Source organism: Thermococcus sp. (assembly GCF_027052235.1).
GTDB lineage: Archaea > Methanobacteriota_B > Thermococci > Thermococcales > Thermococcaceae > Thermococcus.
The window spans coordinates 48,778-65,773 of sequence record NZ_JALUFF010000047.1 but is presented as its reverse complement, the minus strand read 5'-3'; the positions used below and the strand labels follow the sequence as shown (position 1 = coordinate 65,773).

At 54.9% G+C, this 16,996-nt stretch carries 19 protein-coding genes and 1 tRNA gene; 16 read left to right on the top strand and 4 right to left on the bottom strand.

Going from position 1 to position 16,996, the window contains the following annotated elements; genetic code table 11:
- From MVC73_RS05105 to MVC73_RS05095, 3 genes are read right to left on the bottom strand one after another with little or no spacing between them, the layout of a single operon-like run.
- Entirely contained in the window at nt 1-396 is a 396-nt protein-coding gene (locus MVC73_RS05105; protein WP_297507916.1) for a PspC domain-containing protein, read from the bottom strand.
- 47 nt (nt 397-443) lie between these two features.
- Nucleotides 444-944, bottom strand: a complete 501-nt coding sequence (gene pfpI, locus MVC73_RS05100) for a deglycase PfpI (RefSeq protein WP_297507771.1) — start codon at nt 942-944, stop codon at nt 444-446.
- 57 nt (nt 945-1,001) lie between these two features.
- On the bottom strand, nt 1,002-1,457 hold the full coding sequence (locus tag MVC73_RS05095) for an Lrp/AsnC family transcriptional regulator (RefSeq protein WP_297507914.1): 456 nt from the start codon (nt 1,455-1,457) through the stop codon (nt 1,002-1,004).
- Between the two features lie 113 nt (nt 1,458-1,570).
- On the opposite strand from MVC73_RS05095, the gene MVC73_RS05090 reads away from it, so the two are divergent.
- From MVC73_RS05090 to MVC73_RS05075, 4 genes are all read left to right on the top strand, one after another.
- On the top strand, nt 1,571-2,734 hold the full coding sequence (locus MVC73_RS05090) for a GTP-binding protein (protein WP_297507769.1): 1,164 nt from the start codon (nt 1,571-1,573) through the stop codon (nt 2,732-2,734).
- A 48-nt stretch (nt 2,735-2,782) separates the two neighbouring features.
- Nucleotides 2,783-2,860: transfer RNA gene (locus tag MVC73_RS05085), tRNA-Lys, on the top strand.
- Nucleotides 2,861-3,011: 151 nt separating this feature from the next.
- Nucleotides 3,012-3,755: a KaiC domain-containing protein gene (locus tag MVC73_RS05080; protein WP_297507766.1), complete on the top strand. Its 744-nt coding sequence runs from the start codon at nt 3,012-3,014 to the stop codon at nt 3,753-3,755.
- An 8-nt stretch (nt 3,756-3,763) separates the two neighbouring features.
- On the top strand, nt 3,764-4,318 hold the full coding sequence (locus MVC73_RS05075) for a hypothetical protein (RefSeq protein WP_297507763.1): 555 nt from the start codon (nt 3,764-3,766) through the stop codon (nt 4,316-4,318).
- Here the strand turns inward: MVC73_RS05075 and speD are convergent, their stop codons facing one another.
- The gene (gene speD / locus MVC73_RS05070) at nt 4,319-4,735 is read right to left on the bottom strand and encodes an adenosylmethionine decarboxylase (protein ID WP_297507913.1); all 417 of its coding nucleotides are present in this window, start codon (nt 4,733-4,735) and stop codon (nt 4,319-4,321) included.
- 298 nt (nt 4,736-5,033) lie between these two features.
- On the opposite strand from speD, the gene MVC73_RS05065 reads away from it, so the two are divergent.
- The 12 genes from MVC73_RS05065 to MVC73_RS05010 all read left to right on the top strand — a co-directional run bounded on the left by MVC73_RS05065 (nt 5,034) and on the right by MVC73_RS05010 (nt 16,983).
- The gene (locus MVC73_RS05065; protein ID WP_297507760.1) at nt 5,034-5,942 is read left to right on the top strand and encodes a protein translocase subunit SecF; all 909 of its coding nucleotides are present in this window, start codon (nt 5,034-5,036) and stop codon (nt 5,940-5,942) included.
- Nucleotides 5,939-7,459, top strand: coding sequence for a preprotein translocase subunit SecD (locus MVC73_RS05060; protein WP_297507756.1), 1,521 nt, complete (start codon nt 5,939-5,941; stop codon nt 7,457-7,459). Before MVC73_RS05065 ends, MVC73_RS05060 begins: the two co-directional genes overlap by 4 nt.
- Nucleotides 7,459-8,160 carry a TrkA family potassium uptake protein gene (locus MVC73_RS05055; protein WP_297507753.1) on the top strand — a complete coding sequence of 234 codons (702 nt, stop codon included), beginning with the start codon at nt 7,459-7,461 and terminating at the stop codon, nt 8,158-8,160. The genes MVC73_RS05060 and MVC73_RS05055 overlap by 1 nt, the downstream gene beginning before the upstream one ends.
- Nucleotides 8,161-8,282: 122 nt before the next feature.
- Complete coding sequence (locus MVC73_RS05050) at nt 8,283-8,594, top strand: V-type ATP synthase subunit H (protein WP_297507749.1); 312 nt, start codon at nt 8,283-8,285, stop codon at nt 8,592-8,594.
- A 1-nt stretch (nt 8,595) separates the two neighbouring features.
- Complete coding sequence (locus tag MVC73_RS05045) at nt 8,596-10,593, top strand: V-type ATP synthase subunit I (RefSeq protein WP_297507746.1); 1,998 nt, start codon at nt 8,596-8,598, stop codon at nt 10,591-10,593.
- Nucleotides 10,594-10,596: 3 nt separating this feature from the next.
- Nucleotides 10,597-11,088, top strand: coding sequence for a V-type ATP synthase subunit K (locus tag MVC73_RS05040; RefSeq protein WP_297507743.1), 492 nt, complete (start codon nt 10,597-10,599; stop codon nt 11,086-11,088).
- Nucleotides 11,089-11,128: 40 nt separating this feature from the next.
- Entirely contained in the window at nt 11,129-11,740 is a 612-nt protein-coding gene (locus MVC73_RS05035; RefSeq protein WP_297507740.1) for a V-type ATP synthase subunit E, read from the top strand.
- A gap of 6 nt (nt 11,741-11,746) precedes the next feature.
- The gene (locus MVC73_RS05030; RefSeq protein ID WP_297507737.1) at nt 11,747-12,841 is read left to right on the top strand and encodes a V-type ATP synthase subunit C; all 1,095 of its coding nucleotides are present in this window, start codon (nt 11,747-11,749) and stop codon (nt 12,839-12,841) included.
- Entirely contained in the window at nt 12,838-13,146 is a 309-nt protein-coding gene (locus tag MVC73_RS05025; RefSeq protein ID WP_297507734.1) for a V-type ATP synthase subunit F, read from the top strand. The genes MVC73_RS05030 and MVC73_RS05025 overlap by 4 nt, the downstream gene beginning before the upstream one ends.
- A 6-nt stretch (nt 13,147-13,152) precedes the next feature.
- Nucleotides 13,153-14,910, top strand: a complete 1,758-nt coding sequence (locus MVC73_RS05020) for an ATP synthase subunit A (RefSeq protein WP_297507731.1) — start codon at nt 13,153-13,155, stop codon at nt 14,908-14,910.
- Nucleotides 14,911-14,915: 5 nt separating this feature from the next.
- On the top strand, nt 14,916-16,304 hold the full coding sequence (locus MVC73_RS05015) for an ATP synthase subunit B (RefSeq protein ID WP_297507727.1): 1,389 nt from the start codon (nt 14,916-14,918) through the stop codon (nt 16,302-16,304).
- 31 nt (nt 16,305-16,335) lie between these two features.
- On the top strand, nt 16,336-16,983 hold the full coding sequence (locus MVC73_RS05010) for a V-type ATP synthase subunit D (RefSeq protein ID WP_297507724.1): 648 nt from the start codon (nt 16,336-16,338) through the stop codon (nt 16,981-16,983).
- Nucleotides 16,984-16,996 lie beyond the last annotated feature (13 nt).

Here is a 16,996-nt window from a genome sequence, read left to right as displayed (position 1 = left end):
TCAATCACCCCTCAGGAGGAGCAGAACACCCAGGATGAGCAGGCCTAGCGCGACAGCGGTTGTCCTGTCAATGGTAACCGGCACGATGGGTCTCATAAGGAGCACGAGTCCAAAGGCTATGAGAACTATCGCGAGGAGCTTGAGGTTCCCGGAGCCCTCCCTGAGCTTTCTGCTGGCTTCGTCTATGAAATCATCACTCTCCTCCCCGTTCTTTTCCTCGGGGATGACGAAAGCCGCGAGGAGGTAGAGGAGGGTCATCTGCACAGGGTAGAAGACGAAGAGCAGTATGAAGAACAGCCTGACGAGGGTTGGGTCGAGATCAAAGTACTCGGCTATTCCACCGAGAACCCCGAAGAGAATCCTGTCTTTCCTTGAGCGCCTCAGTCTCTTCTCCATTTCCCCCACCGATGTTTTCTACGGGTGGAGGTATTTAAAAATTGGGATTAGCGAAGGAGCTTAACGAACTCCCTCATCCAGGCGTAGAGGTCACCGGGATGCCTTGAGCTGACCCAGTTGCCGTCGACAACGACGGGCTCGTCAACCCACTCGACGCCGGCGTTGATCAGGTCGTCCCTTATGCCGATGTAGCTGGTTCCCTTCCTGCCCTTGAGAACCCCGGCAGAGATGAGTATCTGCGGTCCGTGGCAGATGCTCGCGACGGGCTTTCCGTCCTCGAACATTTTCCTGGCTATCATCACGGCCTTCTCGCTCAGCCTGACCCTCTCGGGAGCCCTCCCACCAGGGAGGACAAGTGCATCGAACTCATCCGAGTCTACCTCCTCAAAGGTCAGGTCGACCTTCACTGGATAGCCGTGCTTCCCCGTTATCGTTCCCCTTTCAAAGCTGGCAACGTAGACCTCATGGCCCTCTTCCCTAATCCTGTGGAGCGGATAAATCAGCTCAACGTCCTCAAACTGGTCCGCACTCAGAAACAGCACCTTCATGGTATCACCCGGGAAAAATTGGAGAGGACATTTATAACCCTAACTGGACAAAAACGTTCAGAGAGGCAGTTCGGTCGTCTCCTTATGGGTTTTGAGGACGACCATGGTATGCGTTGAGTCAACTCCCTCTATCTCCCCAATCCTGTCGAGGAAGTCGTTGAGCTCCTCGCTGCTGCGCGTCCTTATCTTGATGAGCATGTCGTAGTCCCCTGTGGTCTCGTAGACCTCCACTATCTCGGGATACCTCATAAGCTCCTCGGCGACGTGGGAATACATCCCGGCCCGGGCCTTAATGAGGACGAAGGACAAAATTCTGAAGCCCAGAGCCTCCGGGTCGAGTATAACCGTGAACTTCCTTATGATGCCCTTCTCCTTCAGCTTCTTTATGCGCTCGTATATGGTTGACTCGGCCAGGCCGACCTCCTTCGATATCTCGCGGAGGGGAGTTCTGCTGTTCTTCTGGAGGATCGCGAGTATCTTCCGGTCAATTTCGTCGAGACCACTTCTGGTCATCTCCACCACCGTCATGGAAAATTTTCGAAAGTCCTTAAAAATTTGCCGATTTAGAGCGACCATACGTTTATAAAAGGCCGTTCGTCTTTTAGTCCGGCCGGGGGTGAACAGCGATGCCAACGAACGTCACGGCTGAGTATCTAGCGGCCGAAGAGGAGTACAGGAACGCAAAGACGATACCCGAGAAAATCAGGGCACTTGAGAAAATGTACGCCACGGTTCCAAAGCACAAGGGAACCGAGAAGCTCCGGCTCCAGATAAAGAGGAAGCTCGCCGAGCTTAGAAGGGAACTGGAAAAACAGAGGGCACAGAAGAAGGGCGGTGGCTACTCCTTCAGCGTCAGGAAGGAAGGTGCTGCCCAGATAGTCTTAGCGGGGCTTCCAAACGTCGGGAAGAGCTCGCTCCTGAAGGCACTCACAAACGCGGACGTCGACGTCGCTAACTACGCCTTCACGACCGTCGAGCCAATACCGGGCATGATGCACCACAAGGACGTCCAGATACAGCTGGTTGAAGTCCCGGGGCTTGTGGAAGGCGCCGCTCTCGGAAAGGGAATGGGCCCCCAGCTGCTCAGCGTGATAAGGAACGCAGATGCGATAGCAATCGTCGTAGACCTCTCGCAGGACCCGGTGAAGCAGATGGAAATTCTTCTGAGGGAGTTCGAGAGGGCTGGAATCAAGGTCAACAAGAGAAAGCCGAGGGTCGAGATAAAGAGAACCGCCAGCGGGGGAATAGTCATCAACGGCTCTGAGAACATAAAGGGCGACATGAGGGAAGTCATGCGGATGCTCCGTGAGGAGAGAATCCACTCGGCAGAGATAACCGTAAAGGAGCCCGTCACCCTTGAGGAGTTCGCCGATGCCCTCGACGAGAGCCTCGTGTGGAAGAGGGCGATAATCGTGGCCAACAAAGGCGACGCCCCGGGCAGTAAGGAGAACTACGAGAGGCTTATCAAGACCTATGGAGACCGGTTTAAGATAGTCCCCGTCTCGGCGAGGAGGAAGATAAACCTCGACAAGCTCAAGGACGAACTCTACGAGCTCGCCGGAATAATCAGGGTCTTCACGAAGAGTCCCGGGGAGGAGCCAGCTTATCCGCCGGTTGCACTAAAGAAGGGCTCAACGGTTATGGATCTCGCCGAGAGGATACACAAGGACTTCGCCAAGAACTTCCGCTATGCAAGGGTGTGGGGAAAGAGCGTTAAGTTCCCGGGCCAGAGGGTTGGGGCAGACCACGTCCTTGAGGACGGGGACATAGTTGAGATACACGCCCGCTGAAGCGGGACAAAACTTATAAGGCTCTCGGAATTTACCCAAAGCGGGCATGGGCCGGTAGCTCAGCCTGGTTAGAGCGCGGGGCTTTTAACCCCGTGGTCGCGGGTTCGAATCCCGCCCGGCCCGCCAGAGCCCTTTTTCTGTCTCTACACTCCAGTCGTTGCTTTGATTCAACAGCCCCACCTAAGTCTGAGGCGTTTTTCTTACCCAACGTAACCTTTTTAAGCCCTTTTGCGTTAGAGCCTATGGTAACAAAAGGTTACTAAAGGGGGTGACGCTCATGGTCAAGAGGGTAAAGACCGGAATCCCCGGAATGGACGAGATACTTCACGGGGGGATTCCAGAGCGAAACGTTGTTCTGCTCAGCGGTGGACCCGGAACTGGGAAGACGATATTCTCCCAGCAGTTCCTCTGGAACGGCCTCCAGATGGGTGAGCCCGGAATCTACGTGGCTCTGGAGGAGCACCCGGTTCAGGTCAGGCAGAACATGGCCCAGTTCGGCTGGGACGTCCGGAAATACGAGGAGAAAGGGCTGTTCGCAATGGTGGATGCCTTTACCGCGGGCATAGGAAAGAGTAAGGAGTACGAGAAGTACATAGTCCACGACTTAACAGACCTCAGGGAGTTCATAGACGTCCTCAGGACGGCTATCAGGGAGATAAACGCCAAGCGCGTTGTGATTGACTCCGTTACGACGCTCTACATCAACAAGCCGGCCCTCGCGAGGGGCATAGTGATGCAGCTCAAGAGGGTTCTCGCCGGACTTGGAGTTACCAGCATCTTCGTCAGCCAGATAAGCGTCGGCGAGCGCGGTTTCGGCGGGCCCGGTGTTGAGCACGGCGTTGACGGCATAATAAGGCTCGACCTCGACGAGATAGACGGCGAGCTCAAGCGCTCGCTGATAGTCTGGAAGATGCGCGGAACTAGTCACTCCATGAGGAGGCACCCCTTCGAGATCACCGACAAGGGGATAGTCGTTTACCCGGACAAGGTTCTCAAAAGGAAAACTGTTGTTGAACTATGAAGGAGGTGATGGAGATGGTAGAGGTTCCGCTGAACCCGATCGGAAGGGAGGAGATACACAGGCTTGAGAGCATACTCCTCTTCGCGACCCTCTTCAGGCCCGAAGTGATAGAGCTGATAAAGGACCCAGCGGAGAGACTCACATGGGTTGACAGCTTAGCGGTAGCGGCTGGAGCGCTGGCCAGGGAAAAGGCGGGAATGACAACCAGCGAGATAGCTGAAGAGCTCGGCAGGACTGAGCAGACGATAAGGAAGCACCTCAAGGGCGAGACGAAAGCGGGCCAGCTCGTCAGAGAAACCTACGAGCTCATAAAGCAGGGCAAGCTCGACGAGCTCGTCAGGAACATCGAGGTTCTAGCTAAAGGCGGTCAGCTCGTTGCGATGGAGGAGTACGAGAAGCTCAGGAAGGAGAAGGAGGAGCTTGAGGCCAGAGTCAAAGAGCTGGAAGAGAAGGTCAAGACCCTTGAGGAGGAGAAGAAAGAACTCGAAGCCAAGGTTGAGAAAATCAGGGAAGTCCTGAAGGACGCGTTGGAGAGGGTGAAGGAGATAGAAAAGCTGCTGTGACTATCCGTTTCCGTTTTTCCTCAGGCTCTCCTCCCAAGTCATTATCATGTGGGTGAAGGTCTCGTCGTCCTCCTCGATTCCGCGCTTTATCTCGCTCACGTGGGCGTACTTTGCCCTGAACTTTTCAAGGATGTAGTCCACGGCCTTCTCGGGTTCTGCCTTGGTGCCACAGGTGTAGACGTCCAGAGCTGCGTAGCCCTTCTCGGGCCAGGTGTGAACAGAGATATGACTCTCGGCGACGATAACCACGCCGCTGACCCCTGTTGGCGAAAACTTGAAGAAGTAGCTTGACTTGACCTCCATGTTGCTTATCTTAGCCGCCTCAATGAATATTTCGCGAATCTTGTCAGCGTCACCGAGAATCTCAGGATCGCAACCGGCCGCCTCAACAACGTAGTGGAACCCTATCGTCTCAATCTCGCCCATGGCCCTCACCTCCTCTTTCGGGGGTAACCGGCACCCTTTTTAAAGTTAATCCCGAAAGTGAACGGCAATCAGCGGGCCGTTTCAGCCTTGTAATGTCCTGAACCGAATTTTATTGAATTAAACGGCTTTCTCTTTACTGTTCTCGGTTAATCCTGAGGATTTTTGTCCAATCGCTCCCAAAACCGACAATTCCCCTCCTTTTGGTGGCCGGCACCCCAACCACTAATTTTAAAACTCCACCACCCAACTACTCCATAACTCAGGACAACAACTGCCCCGGGGTGAACTTATGGCGAAGAAAAAGCGCAGAAAGGAACCTTCCATTGAGGAAGAGTTTCGCACAAAGAAAAGAGAAAAGCTCAGGTTTCTGGCTGAAATGGAGCCGAAGAAGATGATTATGTACCCCCTCGCGGTCTTCATAATAGCACTTCTTCTCGTGGCCGTTCACTTCCCTCCCCTGGGAATAGACCTCAGGGGCGGTGTCGTCGTAACGGCCTACGGCGTCAGCGCGAACCCTGACGAGATGGAGAAGTGGCTCGACGGCCAGCTCGGTGTTGACGTCCACGTTGAGAGCTTTAAGAGCGTTGAGGGAGTCTCTGGAATCAGGGTGTACGCGCCAACTGGCGTTGACCCCTTGAAGATAATAAGCCTCCTGAAGACCAAGTTCCCAGATGCAAAGTACACCCACAGCGAGGTTCAGCCAACCTTCGGGGAGCTCGCCAAAAAACAGGGAATCAAGGCCGTTACCTTCGCGTTCATAGCGATGGCCCTCGTTGTGTTCCTCTTCTTCAGGAACCCGGTGTCGTCCCTGGCGATAATCTTCTCGGCCTTCTCGGACATGGTGATAGCAGTGGCCTCAATGGGAATATTCAGGATACAGCTGACGACCGCAACAATAGCGGCACTGCTCATGCTCATAGGTTACACCGTTGACAGCAACATACTCCTGACGACGAAGCTCACGAGGAGGAAGGAGGACACGATAGAGGAAGCCTACCTGAGCGCGGTCTCAACGGGCTTCACGATGAGTACGACGACACTCGGTGCCCTCCTTATGCTCTGGCTCATCTCAACGTCCCCGACTATTGACAACATAGCCATAGTCCTTATATTCGGCCTCCTCGCGGACTTCATGAACACCTGGATATTCAACGCAGGCGTTCTCAGATGGTACCTCTCAAGGGGGGTTAGCTCATGAACAGAAAGCTGAAGAAGCTCCTCCTGAGCTGGAGGGTTCTCCTGCTCATACTCTTCCTCACGGGCTCGATAGCGACGCTCTACTTCAAGCCCCTCACCTTCGGAATAGACATAGCCGGTGGCGTTGCCATAGTTGCCCAAACGGAGCACCCGGTCGACCAGAAAACGATGGAGCTCGTCGTTGACTCCCTCCAGAGGCGTTTGAACACCCTCGGGCTGAGGGACATAAGCGTTGAAGGTCAGGGAAACCAGATAGTCCTCGTCAAGGTCGCGAACGTGACCAGTGCTGAGGAGGCGAATCAGATAAAGCAGGTCATCGAGAGCCAGGGTGTATTCTACATGGAGTTCGACGGCGTAATCTTTGGGACAGGTAAGGACATCGTTTACGTCGGCCCCTACGAGATAAAACCCGACGGAAGCTGGGCTGTCCCCTTCAGGATTTCAAAGGCCGCAGCAGAAAAGTTCGCCAAGCTGGCCAAGGGAAAGGCTGGATGGCCCGTTGACATGTTCCTCGACCCGCCGGTTAACTCCCTCCTCGTGGTTCCGAAGAGCGTCTACAGCGTCATGAACAGCACGACCTTCAACGCCCAAGCTCCACAGGCACCGTTCCTCGTGAAGAGGATCAAGAGCGCGCTTAACATAACCACAGTGCCTTACTCCGGCCAGAGCGCCGAGGAACTCAAGAAGCTCGCCGGGGGAAAGCCCATCGTCCTCGTCGACGTCCCACAGAGCCTCTACGAAAACCTCAGAGAAATGAACGCCAGCGTTAAGTACATCCCGCGCCCCAAGGGTGCAGACGACAGAACACTCGTAAAAAGCGTTCTCGGTCTCTACGGGCCTTACTCCCTCGGTGAGGGCCTCGCCAACGGTCAGCCCCAGACGGACGTTCAGATAAGCGGTTCAGCTCCGAACAGGCTTGCCGCAGAGCAGGAGGCCAAAACTGTCTATACAGTCCTGAAAAGTGGTTCGCTCCCGGTCAAGCTCAACGTCATCGGGATGCAGTTCATCTCGCCCAAGCTCGGCGAAAACTTCAAGACCCAGGCACTCTATGCGGGCCTCGCGGCCCTCGTCGCGGTTCTGCTTATAGTCTACTTCCACTACAGGCGCTGGAAGATAGCAATACCGGTTGCCAGCACGAGCCTCTTCGAGGTCATCATAATCCTCGGAACCGCTGCGCTAATCAACTGGAACCTCGACCTCCCGAGTATAGCCGGTATAATTGCAGCTATAGGTACCGGAGTTGATCAGCAGATAGTCATAACCGACGAGCTCCTCGGCGGTGAGAGGGTTGCGAGAATAACGAGACGCGCCAGCAGTCTGAGGAGGATAGGCAGGGCGTTCTTCATAATCTTCGCCTCGGCAGCGACGACCATAGCAGCCATGAGCTTCCTGCTGGTTTACTTCGTCGGAACCCTTAAGGGATTCGCGGTAACGACGATACTCGGCGTCCTGATAGGAATATTCATCACGAGACCGGCGTACGCAGAGATTGCCAAATACCTCATCGGTGAGGAGTGATGTACGTCATAATAATGGGCGCGGGCAGGGTTGGCTACCTCGTCGCGAAGATGCTGGAGGAGGACGGACACGATATAACGATAATAGAACTTAACAGGGAAAGGGCCGAGGAGCTCTCGGGGATGGTCAACGGTCTGGTAATACAGGGGGACGCAACCGATACGAAAACCCTAGAGGAGGCCAACATAAAGCAGGCGGATGCCTTCGCGGCGCTAACCGGTAAGGACGACGCCAACCTGCTGGCCTGCATACTGGCCAAGAACCTGAACCCCAACATCAGAACATCCCTGAGGATAAGCAACCCAAAGAACAAGCGCATCTTTGAAGAGGTCTCCGACCTGAAGAAGTACTTTGACTTCGTCATAAGCCCCGAGGAGATAGCAGCTGAGTACATCAGCAGGAACATTATCACCCCTGGCTTCGACAGGGTGCTCTTCCCGAAGGAGGGTGCCGAGATAGTCCGCTTCACCATAGACGAAAACAGCGACGTCTCAGGAAAGCTCGTGAGGGAACTAAAACTCCCAAAGGATGCTTTAATCATAGCCGTCTACGACGAGAAGGGCAACCTGATAATTCCCTCCGGAGACACGAAGTTGCCCAAAAAGGGCCAGATAATCGTTTTTGCCAAGAACGGTGTCCTAAGCGAGGTGAAAGAATTACTGGAAAAGAAAGTCAAAGGCGAAGAAGTCCAAGCCGGATGAGCACCTTTTCTTTTCGTTTTCAAAACCCTTAGGCTCTTATACCATAAACTATTTAAACCAGTTAGGGAAGCCAAAGTTGGCGAAAAGCTCACCTGTTTTCAGGGTCATCGGAGGGACTGCTCATGGAGGACGTCATCAAGCGTATTGTGGACGCAGAAAGGGAGGCAGAGGAGCGCATAGAGCGGGCCAAGAGCGAGGCCAAGGAGCTCGTCCTGAAGGCGAAGGAAGAGGCTAAGGCCCTTGAGGAAAAGATAATCCAAGATGCCCAGAGACAGGCCGAGAGTTTAATCGAGAAGGCCCGCGTTGAGGGCGAGGAAGAGGCAAAGAGAATTCTCAAGGAGGGGGAGATGGAGATATCCGCCCTCCGTGAAAAGGCCGAGTCCAACTTCGAGAAGGCAGTAAACTCGGGAATAGAGCTGATAAGAGGGGGCTGAAATGTTCAGGCCCGAAGAGATGGTCAAGCTAGAGGTAATAACGCTCAACAGGTACAAGGACGAACTGTTGACCTATCTCCACGAGGCCGGGGCCGTTGAGATAAGGGAAACGGAGGTCAGGATAGCCCAGAGGGATGCGCCGAACGAGTACTACCGAAAGGCCGCTTCATACTCGATAACGATTTCAAGGCTCACCGAGTTCCTCAAGGCATACAAGAGAACCTCAGGAGGAGGGATAAAGGAGTTCTTCTTCCCCAGAGAGAGACCCAAGAGGACGTATCGCTATGAGGGCATCGAGAAGCTCATCAAGGACGTGGAAACGTTTTTATCCAAGGCTGAGCCTGAAATAAAGGCCGTTGAGTCGAGGATAAGCTCAATCCAGACCGAGATAGAGAGAATAAGGGAAGCGATTGCCACCCTTGAGATGCTCTCATCGCTCGACATAGAGGTCAGCTACCTGAGGCACAGCGGTCTCGTCGAGGTAACCGTCGGCTCAGTCGAGAGGCCGAGGCTCAAGGGCCTTCTTGAGGAGCTGAAAAAGGCCACAGAGGGCAGGGTAGCGGTCGTCACAAGGGACTTCAAGGACAGGGTTCTGATGGTAATAGCAACCCTCAGAAGAGACCACGACAGGGTGAACTCGATTCTCGCCAAGCACTCCTTCGAGAGGATAGAGGTTCCCGAAGGAAAGGGGAAGCCTTCAGAGCTCCTGAGGGAGTACGAGAGAAAGCTCGACGGGAAGTTCAAAGAGCTTGAAGATGCCAAGAGAGACGCCGAAGGGCTGGCGGAGAAGTACTACGAGGAGGTTCGCTTTTACCAGGAGCTCATGGAAAACGAGCGCGACAAGGCCTCAGTTCTTCCAATGCTCGCGAGAACCAACATGACCTTTGCCCTTACCGGCTGGCTCCCGAGGCCCGAGGTTCCAAGGGTTCTGGAGGGGATAAAGAGAATAACCGGGGGCAAGGCCTACATAAACGTCAGGGAGCCCACAAGGGAAGAAATCGAGGACATACCCATAAAGCTCAAGAATCCAAAGTGGGCAAGACCCTTCGAGATGCTCACCGAGATGTACGGCGTCCCGAGGTACGACGAGGTCGACCCAACGCCGATAATAGCTTTCACGTATTCCTTCTTCTTCGGCTTCATGCTCACGGACTTCATGTACGGGCTCATCGTCGGAATAGTGGCGGCGCTCCTCGTCAAGGGGCACAGAAAGTTCAACGACGGAACCTACAAGTTCGCCTACACGCTCCTCTGGAGCTCGGTCTTCACGATACTCATGGGAATACTCTTTGGAAGTTACTTCGGCAACGCCGGGGACATCGTTCTCCAGTACATCACAGGAAACCCCAACGCCCACTTCTGGAGGATAGCAGATTCGCTTAGAGACCCGATGTTCGTGCTCACATTGGCGCTCGCTATAGGCCTCGCCCACCTCTTCACCGGCTACACTATCGGCTTCGTGGTCAAGTGGAAGAACGGCGACAAAAAGGGAGCCCTCTTCGACCAGCTCTCGTGGATGCTCATCATAATAGCAATAGTTCTCTTTGCAACGAAGACGTCCACACTCCTCGCAGAGGCCATCTTTGGGGTTGGCATAATACTCTTTGCCATCGGGGAGGTGGTCAACAACGGAGGCCTCGCAGCGCTCCTAATAATCTCGGACTTCTTCGGCTTCATCGGAACGTGGCTCAGCTACGCGAGGCTCATGGCCCTTGCACTGGCAACCAGCGGTATAGCGATGGTCATCAACGTTCTGACTGGGATGGTCTGGTCGATAAAGTTCCTCTACATCGGGCCCCTCGTGGGAATCATAATCTTTATAGGCGGTCAGCTGTTTTCGACCGCCATAAACGCACTCGGAGCATTCGTTCACTCGCTCCGTCTCCAGTACGTTGAGTTCTTCGGAACGTTTTACTCGGGCGATGGAAAGCCCTTCACGCCCTTCAGGGCAAAGAGAGAAGTTTCAAAACTTGAATTGAAAGCTGATGGAGGTGTTTGAAGGATGGACCCGATAGTTTACGTATCCCTTGGAGCAGCCCTCGCGGCAGGCCTTGCCGGTGCGGCTTCGGCCTTCGGTGTTGGTGTTGCGGGTGCAGCAGCTGCAGGAGTGGTCGCAGAGGACGAAAAGAACTTCAAGAACGCCCTCATCCTTGAGGGCCTGCCAATGACCCAGAGTATCTACGGCCTCATTACGCTCTTCCTGATCCTGCTCAGCGCGGGAATCATAGGCGGTGGCTTTAAGTTCACAGCCAACACCCCTGACAACCTCGTGAAGAGCGCCATACTCTTCGGTGCGGGCCTTACCGTCGGCCTCACCGGCCTCTCGGCAATACCGCAGGGCATAATAGCCGGTGCGGGCATCGGCGCAGTTGCCAAGAACCCGAAGACCTTCACCCAGGGCATCATCTTCGCGGCGATGGCAGAGACGATGGCAATCTTCGGTCTCGTCGGTGCGCTTATAATGATAGCCACCGGCGTCGGGCTCGGCGGTTGACCACCTACTTTTTACTTTACAGACCAACGGAGGACTGAAAATGGAGGGTGCAGAACTCATAATTCAGGAGATAAACAGGGAGGCCGAGCAGAAGATACAGTACATCCTCAACGAGGCCAGGGAGGAAGCTGAAAAGCTCAAGGAGGAGGCAAGAAAGAGGGGAGAGGCCAGGGCCGAGTGGATACTGAGGAAGGCCAAGACGCAGGCGGAGATAGAGAAGCAGAGGATAATTGCCAGTGCCCGTCTGGAGGTCAGGAAGAAGAAGCTCGCCGTTCAGGAGGAGTACATTAGGAAGGTTATAGACGGCCTGAAGGAGAGGCTCGCAAGTCTGGACGACGAGGAGTACTTCCCGATACTCGTGGAGCTGACGGCAAAGGCCATAGAGGAGCTCGGCGTGAACTCAGCAGTACTCCGCTCCAACGAGAGAACCCTCAAGCTCATAGTCGAGAGGCTTCCCCGGTTCAAGGAAGAGCTCGCCAAGAGGCTCGGAAAGGAAGTTGAGGTAACCATCGGCGAACCCCTCCAGACAATAGGCGGGGTCGTTGTGGAGAGCCCGGACGGAACGGTTAGGGTTGACAACACCTTCGAGGCGAGGATAGAGCGTTTCAAGAGCGAGCTAAGGGCCACGATAGCCAGGGCCCTCTTTGGGTGATGGGTAATGGAACCGGTAGTGGCAATCCTTGACACGACGCTCGCAGTGGTCTTCACCTGGGTCGCCTACAAGACGGGGGCGTACCTCTACAAATACACCCCCTACTCGTATCCAAACGCAAGGATAAGGGCGATGGAGGCCAAACTCCTGAGCGGACAGAAGTTCAACGAGCTCGCCGAGAGCAGAACCCTTCAGAACTTCGTCGTGAACCTTGAGGACACCGAGTACAAGGAGTACTTCAGCGACATCCAGTCTTACAGCGTGGAGGAAATCGAGAGGGCCCTTGAGAGAGCCCTCGCCGGAACCTACGAGCTGATGTACAAGATACTGCCCAAGCGCTCAAGGGACTTCTTCGGAATACTGCTGGAGGAGTGGGACGTAAGAAACATAGCGAGCGTCGTTAAGGCCAAGCTTGCCGGCGAACCTGCGAGCGACTACGTCGTCGAGCTCGGTAAAATGCTCCCCAAGGTCAAGGCCATGGCAGAGGCAAAGACCATGGAGGAGATACTCGTCATCCTTGAGGGGACTCCCTACGAGGAGCCATACCAGAAGCTCCTCCTTGGCGAAATTGACGCAACCCGCTTTGAAACCGAGCTGTACAGGATTTACTACTCAAAGCTCCTCAACTACGCACTCTCAAGGAAAGAGGAGGAGAGAGTAATCCTCACCGAGTTCGTCAGGCTTTCGATAGATAAGAAGAACCTCTCAACCGTGCTCAGGGCAAAGGTCGCCGGAATGTCAGCGGACGAGATAAGGCCCCTGCTGATCCCTGGAGGAACCGTAAACATGGAGTCTGTCCTGCACGTGGACTCCCTCGACATGGCGCTCGCGGAGCTTGACTCGACCAAATACGGACCGGTAATCAGGGAAGTCCGCGAGGAGATTGAGGGAGACCTCAGCGCCCTTGAGAGGGCCATGGACGACTACATAATCGAAAGGGTCGCGGAGCTGGACAGGTTCTACCCGCTGAGCGTGGCAACCCCCCTGCTCTACATCCTGAAGAAGGACAGGGAAGTAAGGAAGCTGAGGGCCATGGCAAAGCTTATTGGGGATGGCCTCCAACCAGAGGAGATAAAGCACATCGTGGGTGAGGTGGAATGAAGATAGCGGTCCTCGGCGACAGGGACACAGCACTCGGCTTTAAACTGGCGGGCGTCCACGAAGTTTACGCCTTCGATGATACTCCTCTGGACATCGAGCGCCTGAAGAACAAGCTGGAGGAGCTCATAGAGAAGGGGGACGTGGGAATAATCCTCATAACCGAAAGGCTCGCCCAGAGGATTGAGCTTCCAGATGTAACGATTCCGATCATCCTTCAGGTGCCGGACAAGTCCGGCTCAAGATTCGGTGAAGAGGCCCTCCGCGAGATAGTGAGGAGGGCGATTGGCGTTGAGTTGAAGAGGTGAAGGGAAATGGGAAGGATAATTCGCGTTACGGGTCCATTGGTCGTTGCCGACGGGATGAAGGGCTCGAAGATGTACGAGGTCGTCCGCGTCGGTGAGATGGGACTCATCGGGGAAATCATCCGCCTTGAGGGAGACAAGGCCGTCATACAGGTCTACGAGGAAACCGCCGGAGTAAGGCCCGGTGAGCCAGTTAATGGAACCGGGGCGTCCCTTACCGTTGAGCTCGGTCCGGGGTTGCTGACTTCCATATACGATGGAATACAGAGGCCCCTTGAGGTGCTCAGGGAGAAGAGCGGTGACTTCATAGCGAGGGGTCTCACGGCCCATCCCTTACCAAGGGACAAGAAGTGGCACTTCACTCCGAAGGTTAAGGTGGGCGACAAGGTCGTCGGGGGAGACATCCTCGGTGTCGTCCCCGAGACCAGCATAATAGAGCACAGAATACTCGTTCCCCCGTGGGTTGAGGGCGAGATAGTCGAGATAGCCGAGGAAGGCGACTACACCGTCGAGGAGGTCATAGCCAAGGTCAAGAAGCCGGACGGAACCATCGAGGAGCTCAAGATGTACCACCGCTGGCCTGTCCGTGTCAAGAGGCCCTACAAGAACAAGCTCCCGCCCGAGGTTCCCCTCATAACCGGCCAGAGGACGATTGACACGTTCTTCTCCATAGCAAAGGGCGGAACGGCCGCAATTCCGGGCCCCTTTGGCTCGGGGAAGACCGTTACACAGCACCAGCTTGCCAAGTGGAGCGACGCCAACGTCGTCGTCTACATCGGCTGTGGTGAGCGCGGTAACGAGATGACCGACGTCCTTGAGGAGTTCCCCAAGCTCAAGGACCCGAAGACCGGAAAACCGCTCATGGAGAGGACAGTTCTCATAGCAAACACCTCGAACATGCCGGTCGCGGCCCGTGAGGCCTCTATCTACACCGGAATCACCATCGCCGAGTACTTCAGGGACATGGGCTACGACGTTGCTCTAATGGCTGACTCAACCTCAAGGTGGGCGGAAGCGCTCCGTGAAATCTCAGGCCGTCTTGAGGAGATGCCCGGTGAGGAGGGTTATCCGGCTTACCTCGCGAGCAAGATAGCGGAGTTCTACGAGAGGGCTGGACGCGTAATCACACTCGGAAGCGACGAGAGAGTAGGTAGTGTCTCCGTCATCGGAGCGGTTTCACCACCCGGCGGGGACTTCAGCGAGCCGGTTGTGCAGAACACGTTGAGGGTCGTCAAGGTCTTCTGGGCTTTGGATGCCGACTTAGCTAGGAGGAGACACTTCCCGGCAATAAACTGGCTGAGGAGCTACTCGCTCTACATTGACGCAGTTCAGAGCTGGTGGGAACAGAACGTTGACCCTGAGTGGAGGAAGATGCGCGATACAGCGATGGCACTCCTTCAGAAGGAGGCGGAACTGCAGGAAATCGTTAGAATCGTCGGTCCAGACGCTTTACCGGACAGGGAGAAGGCAGTCCTCATAGTCACGAGAATGCTCCGTGAGGACTATCTCCAGCAGGATGCATTCGACGAGGTCGACACCTACTGCCCGCCGAAGAAGCAGGTCACGATGATGCACGTCATCCTCAACTTCTACGAGAAGACAATGTCGGCCATAGACAGGGGAATACCGGTCGACGAGATAGCCAAACTCCCCGTGAGAGAAAAGATAGGCCGTATGAAGTTCGAGCCAGACATCGAGAAGATCAGGGCCCTGATAGACGAGACGAACGCACAGTTTGAGGAGCTCTTTAAGAAGTACGGAGCGTGATTGTCATGCCGGGAATGGAGTACTCGACAGTTAGCAAAATCTACGGGCCCCTCATGATCGTCGAGGGAGTTAAGGGCGTTGCCTACGGTGAGGTCGTTGAGATAGAGACCGAGAGCGGGGAGAAGAGGAAGGGTCAGGTGCTTGAGGCAAGGGAGAACATGGCGGTAGTTCAGGTCTTCGAGGGAACCCGCGACCTGGACATCAAGACAACCAGAGTCCGCTTCACCGGCGAGACCTTGAAGGTTCCCGTTTCAATGGACATGCTCGGCAGGATATTCAACGGAATAGGCAAGCCCATTGACGGCGGACCGGAAATAATCCCCGAGGATAGAAGGGACGTTCACGGTGCTCCGCTCAATCCCGTCGCCCGTGCCTACCCGAGGGACTTTATCCAGACCGGTATCTCAGCTATAGACGGTATGAACACCCTCGTTAGAGGTCAGAAGCTCCCGATATTCAGTGGCTCTGGTCTACCACACAACATGCTCGCGGCCCAGATAGCCAGACAGGCAAAGGTTCTCGGTGAGGAGGAACAGTTCGCTGTGGTTTTTGCCGCGATGGGTATAACCTACGAAGAAGCCAACTTCTTCAAAAAGAGCTTTGAGGAGACCGGAGCAATAGAGAGGGCGGTGCTCTTCCTTAACTTAGCGGACGACCCGGCCATCGAGAGAATCATCACCCCGCGTATGGCCCTTACGGTTGCAGAGTACTTAGCTTTCGACTACGACATGCAGGTCTTAGTTATCCTCACAGATATGACTAACTACGCGGAAGCTCTGCGTGAGATTTCGGCAGCTAGAGAAGAGGTTCCCGGAAGGAGGGGTTATCCGGGTTATATGTACACTGACTTAGCCACTATCTACGAAAGAGCCGGTCGCGTAAGGGGCAAGAAGGGAAGCATAACCCAGATGCCCATCCTGACGATGCCCGACGACGACATAACCCACCCGATTCCGGATTTGACCGGCTACATTACCGAGGGCCAGATAGTCCTCAGCAGGGAACTCCACAGGAAGGGCATCTACCCGCCGATAGACGTTCTACCTTCGCTTAGCCGTCTGATGAAGGACGGTATCGGTAAGGGAAGAACCAGAGAAGACCACCCGCAACTGGCTCAACAGCTCTACGCGGCCTACGCTGAAGGTAGATCGCTCAGAGACCTCGTTGCTGTCGTCGGTGAGGAGGCTTTGAGCGAGACCGACAGGAAGTACCTCAGGTTCGCCGACAGGTTTGAGAGGGAGTTCGTCGCCCAGAGGTATGATGAAGACAGGAGCATCTTCGAGACCCTCGACCTCGGCTGGGAACTCCTCGCGGAACTCCCGGAGAGCGAGCTCAAGCGTGTCAGGAAGGAGTATATCCTCAAGTACCACCCGAAGTACAGGAAGAGGGCTTAATGCCCTCGAACCAACTTTTTAGGTGGTCAAAATGGCAGAACTGCTCAACGTGAAACCAACGAGAATGGAGCTCCTTAACCTGAAGAGGCGCATTACGTTAGCTAAAAAGGGTCACAAGCTCCTCAAGGACAAGCAGGACGCTTTGATAATGGAGTTCTTCACAATCTACGACGAGGCCCTCAACCTGAGGAGAGAGCTCAACCTCAAGATGGAGGAGGCCTTCAAGGCCCTCCAGATGGCCGAGATAGACGTCGGAACGCTCAGGCTGAAGGAGATAAGCCTCTCGGTCAGGCCAAACAAAGAGATAGAAATCAGAAAGAGGAACGTCATGGGCGTTGCGGTGCCACTCATCGAGGCCGAATCCTTCAGGAGAAGCGCCGGTGAGAGGGGCTACGCCTTCGTCTCCAGCTCCGCCAAGGTTGACGTTGCAGCCGACAAGTTCGAGGAAGTCCTCGACCTAGCGGTAAGACTAGCCGAAGTCGAGGAGACCCTCAAGAGGCTCGCAAAGGAGATAGAAACCACCAAGAGGCGCGTTAATGCCCTCGAATACATCATAATCCCGCGCATGGAAGCAACGGTCAAGTTCATCAAGCAGAGGCTTGACGAGATGGAGCGCGAGAACTTCTTCAGGCTGAAGAGGGTTAAGGCGTTAATCGAGGCTAGAAGCCAGGGGACTTAACCTTTTATTCTCC

Bases quoted from the DNA above. Each gene is read 5' to 3' on its own strand.
- MVC73_RS05105 (WP_297507916.1), bottom strand. From the start codon at position 396: ATGGAGAAGAGACTGAGGCGCTCAAGGAAAGACAGGATTCTCTTCGGG.
- pfpI (WP_297507771.1), bottom strand. From the start codon at position 944: ATGAAGGTGCTGTTTCTGAGTGCGGACCAGTTTGAGGACGTTGAGCTG.
- MVC73_RS05095 (WP_297507914.1), bottom strand. From the start codon at position 1,457: ATGACCAGAAGTGGTCTCGACGAAATTGACCGGAAGATACTCGCGATC.
- MVC73_RS05090 (WP_297507769.1), top strand. From the start codon at position 1,571: ATGCCAACGAACGTCACGGCTGAGTATCTAGCGGCCGAAGAGGAGTAC.
- MVC73_RS05080 (WP_297507766.1), top strand. From the start codon at position 3,012: ATGGTCAAGAGGGTAAAGACCGGAATCCCCGGAATGGACGAGATACTT.
- MVC73_RS05075 (WP_297507763.1), top strand. From the start codon at position 3,764: ATGGAGATGGTAGAGGTTCCGCTGAACCCGATCGGAAGGGAGGAGATA.
- MVC73_RS05065 (WP_297507760.1), top strand. From the start codon at position 5,034: ATGGCGAAGAAAAAGCGCAGAAAGGAACCTTCCATTGAGGAAGAGTTT.
- MVC73_RS05060 (WP_297507756.1), top strand. From the start codon at position 5,939: ATGAACAGAAAGCTGAAGAAGCTCCTCCTGAGCTGGAGGGTTCTCCTG.
- MVC73_RS05055 (WP_297507753.1), top strand. From the start codon at position 7,459: ATGTACGTCATAATAATGGGCGCGGGCAGGGTTGGCTACCTCGTCGCG.
- MVC73_RS05050 (WP_297507749.1), top strand. From the start codon at position 8,283: ATGGAGGACGTCATCAAGCGTATTGTGGACGCAGAAAGGGAGGCAGAG.
- MVC73_RS05045 (WP_297507746.1), top strand. From the start codon at position 8,596: ATGTTCAGGCCCGAAGAGATGGTCAAGCTAGAGGTAATAACGCTCAAC.
- MVC73_RS05040 (WP_297507743.1), top strand. From the start codon at position 10,597: ATGGACCCGATAGTTTACGTATCCCTTGGAGCAGCCCTCGCGGCAGGC.
- MVC73_RS05035 (WP_297507740.1), top strand. From the start codon at position 11,129: ATGGAGGGTGCAGAACTCATAATTCAGGAGATAAACAGGGAGGCCGAG.
- MVC73_RS05030 (WP_297507737.1), top strand. From the start codon at position 11,747: ATGGAACCGGTAGTGGCAATCCTTGACACGACGCTCGCAGTGGTCTTC.
- MVC73_RS05025 (WP_297507734.1), top strand. From the start codon at position 12,838: ATGAAGATAGCGGTCCTCGGCGACAGGGACACAGCACTCGGCTTTAAA.
- MVC73_RS05020 (WP_297507731.1), top strand. From the start codon at position 13,153: ATGGGAAGGATAATTCGCGTTACGGGTCCATTGGTCGTTGCCGACGGG.
- MVC73_RS05015 (WP_297507727.1), top strand. From the start codon at position 14,916: ATGCCGGGAATGGAGTACTCGACAGTTAGCAAAATCTACGGGCCCCTC.
- MVC73_RS05010 (WP_297507724.1), top strand. From the start codon at position 16,336: ATGGCAGAACTGCTCAACGTGAAACCAACGAGAATGGAGCTCCTTAAC.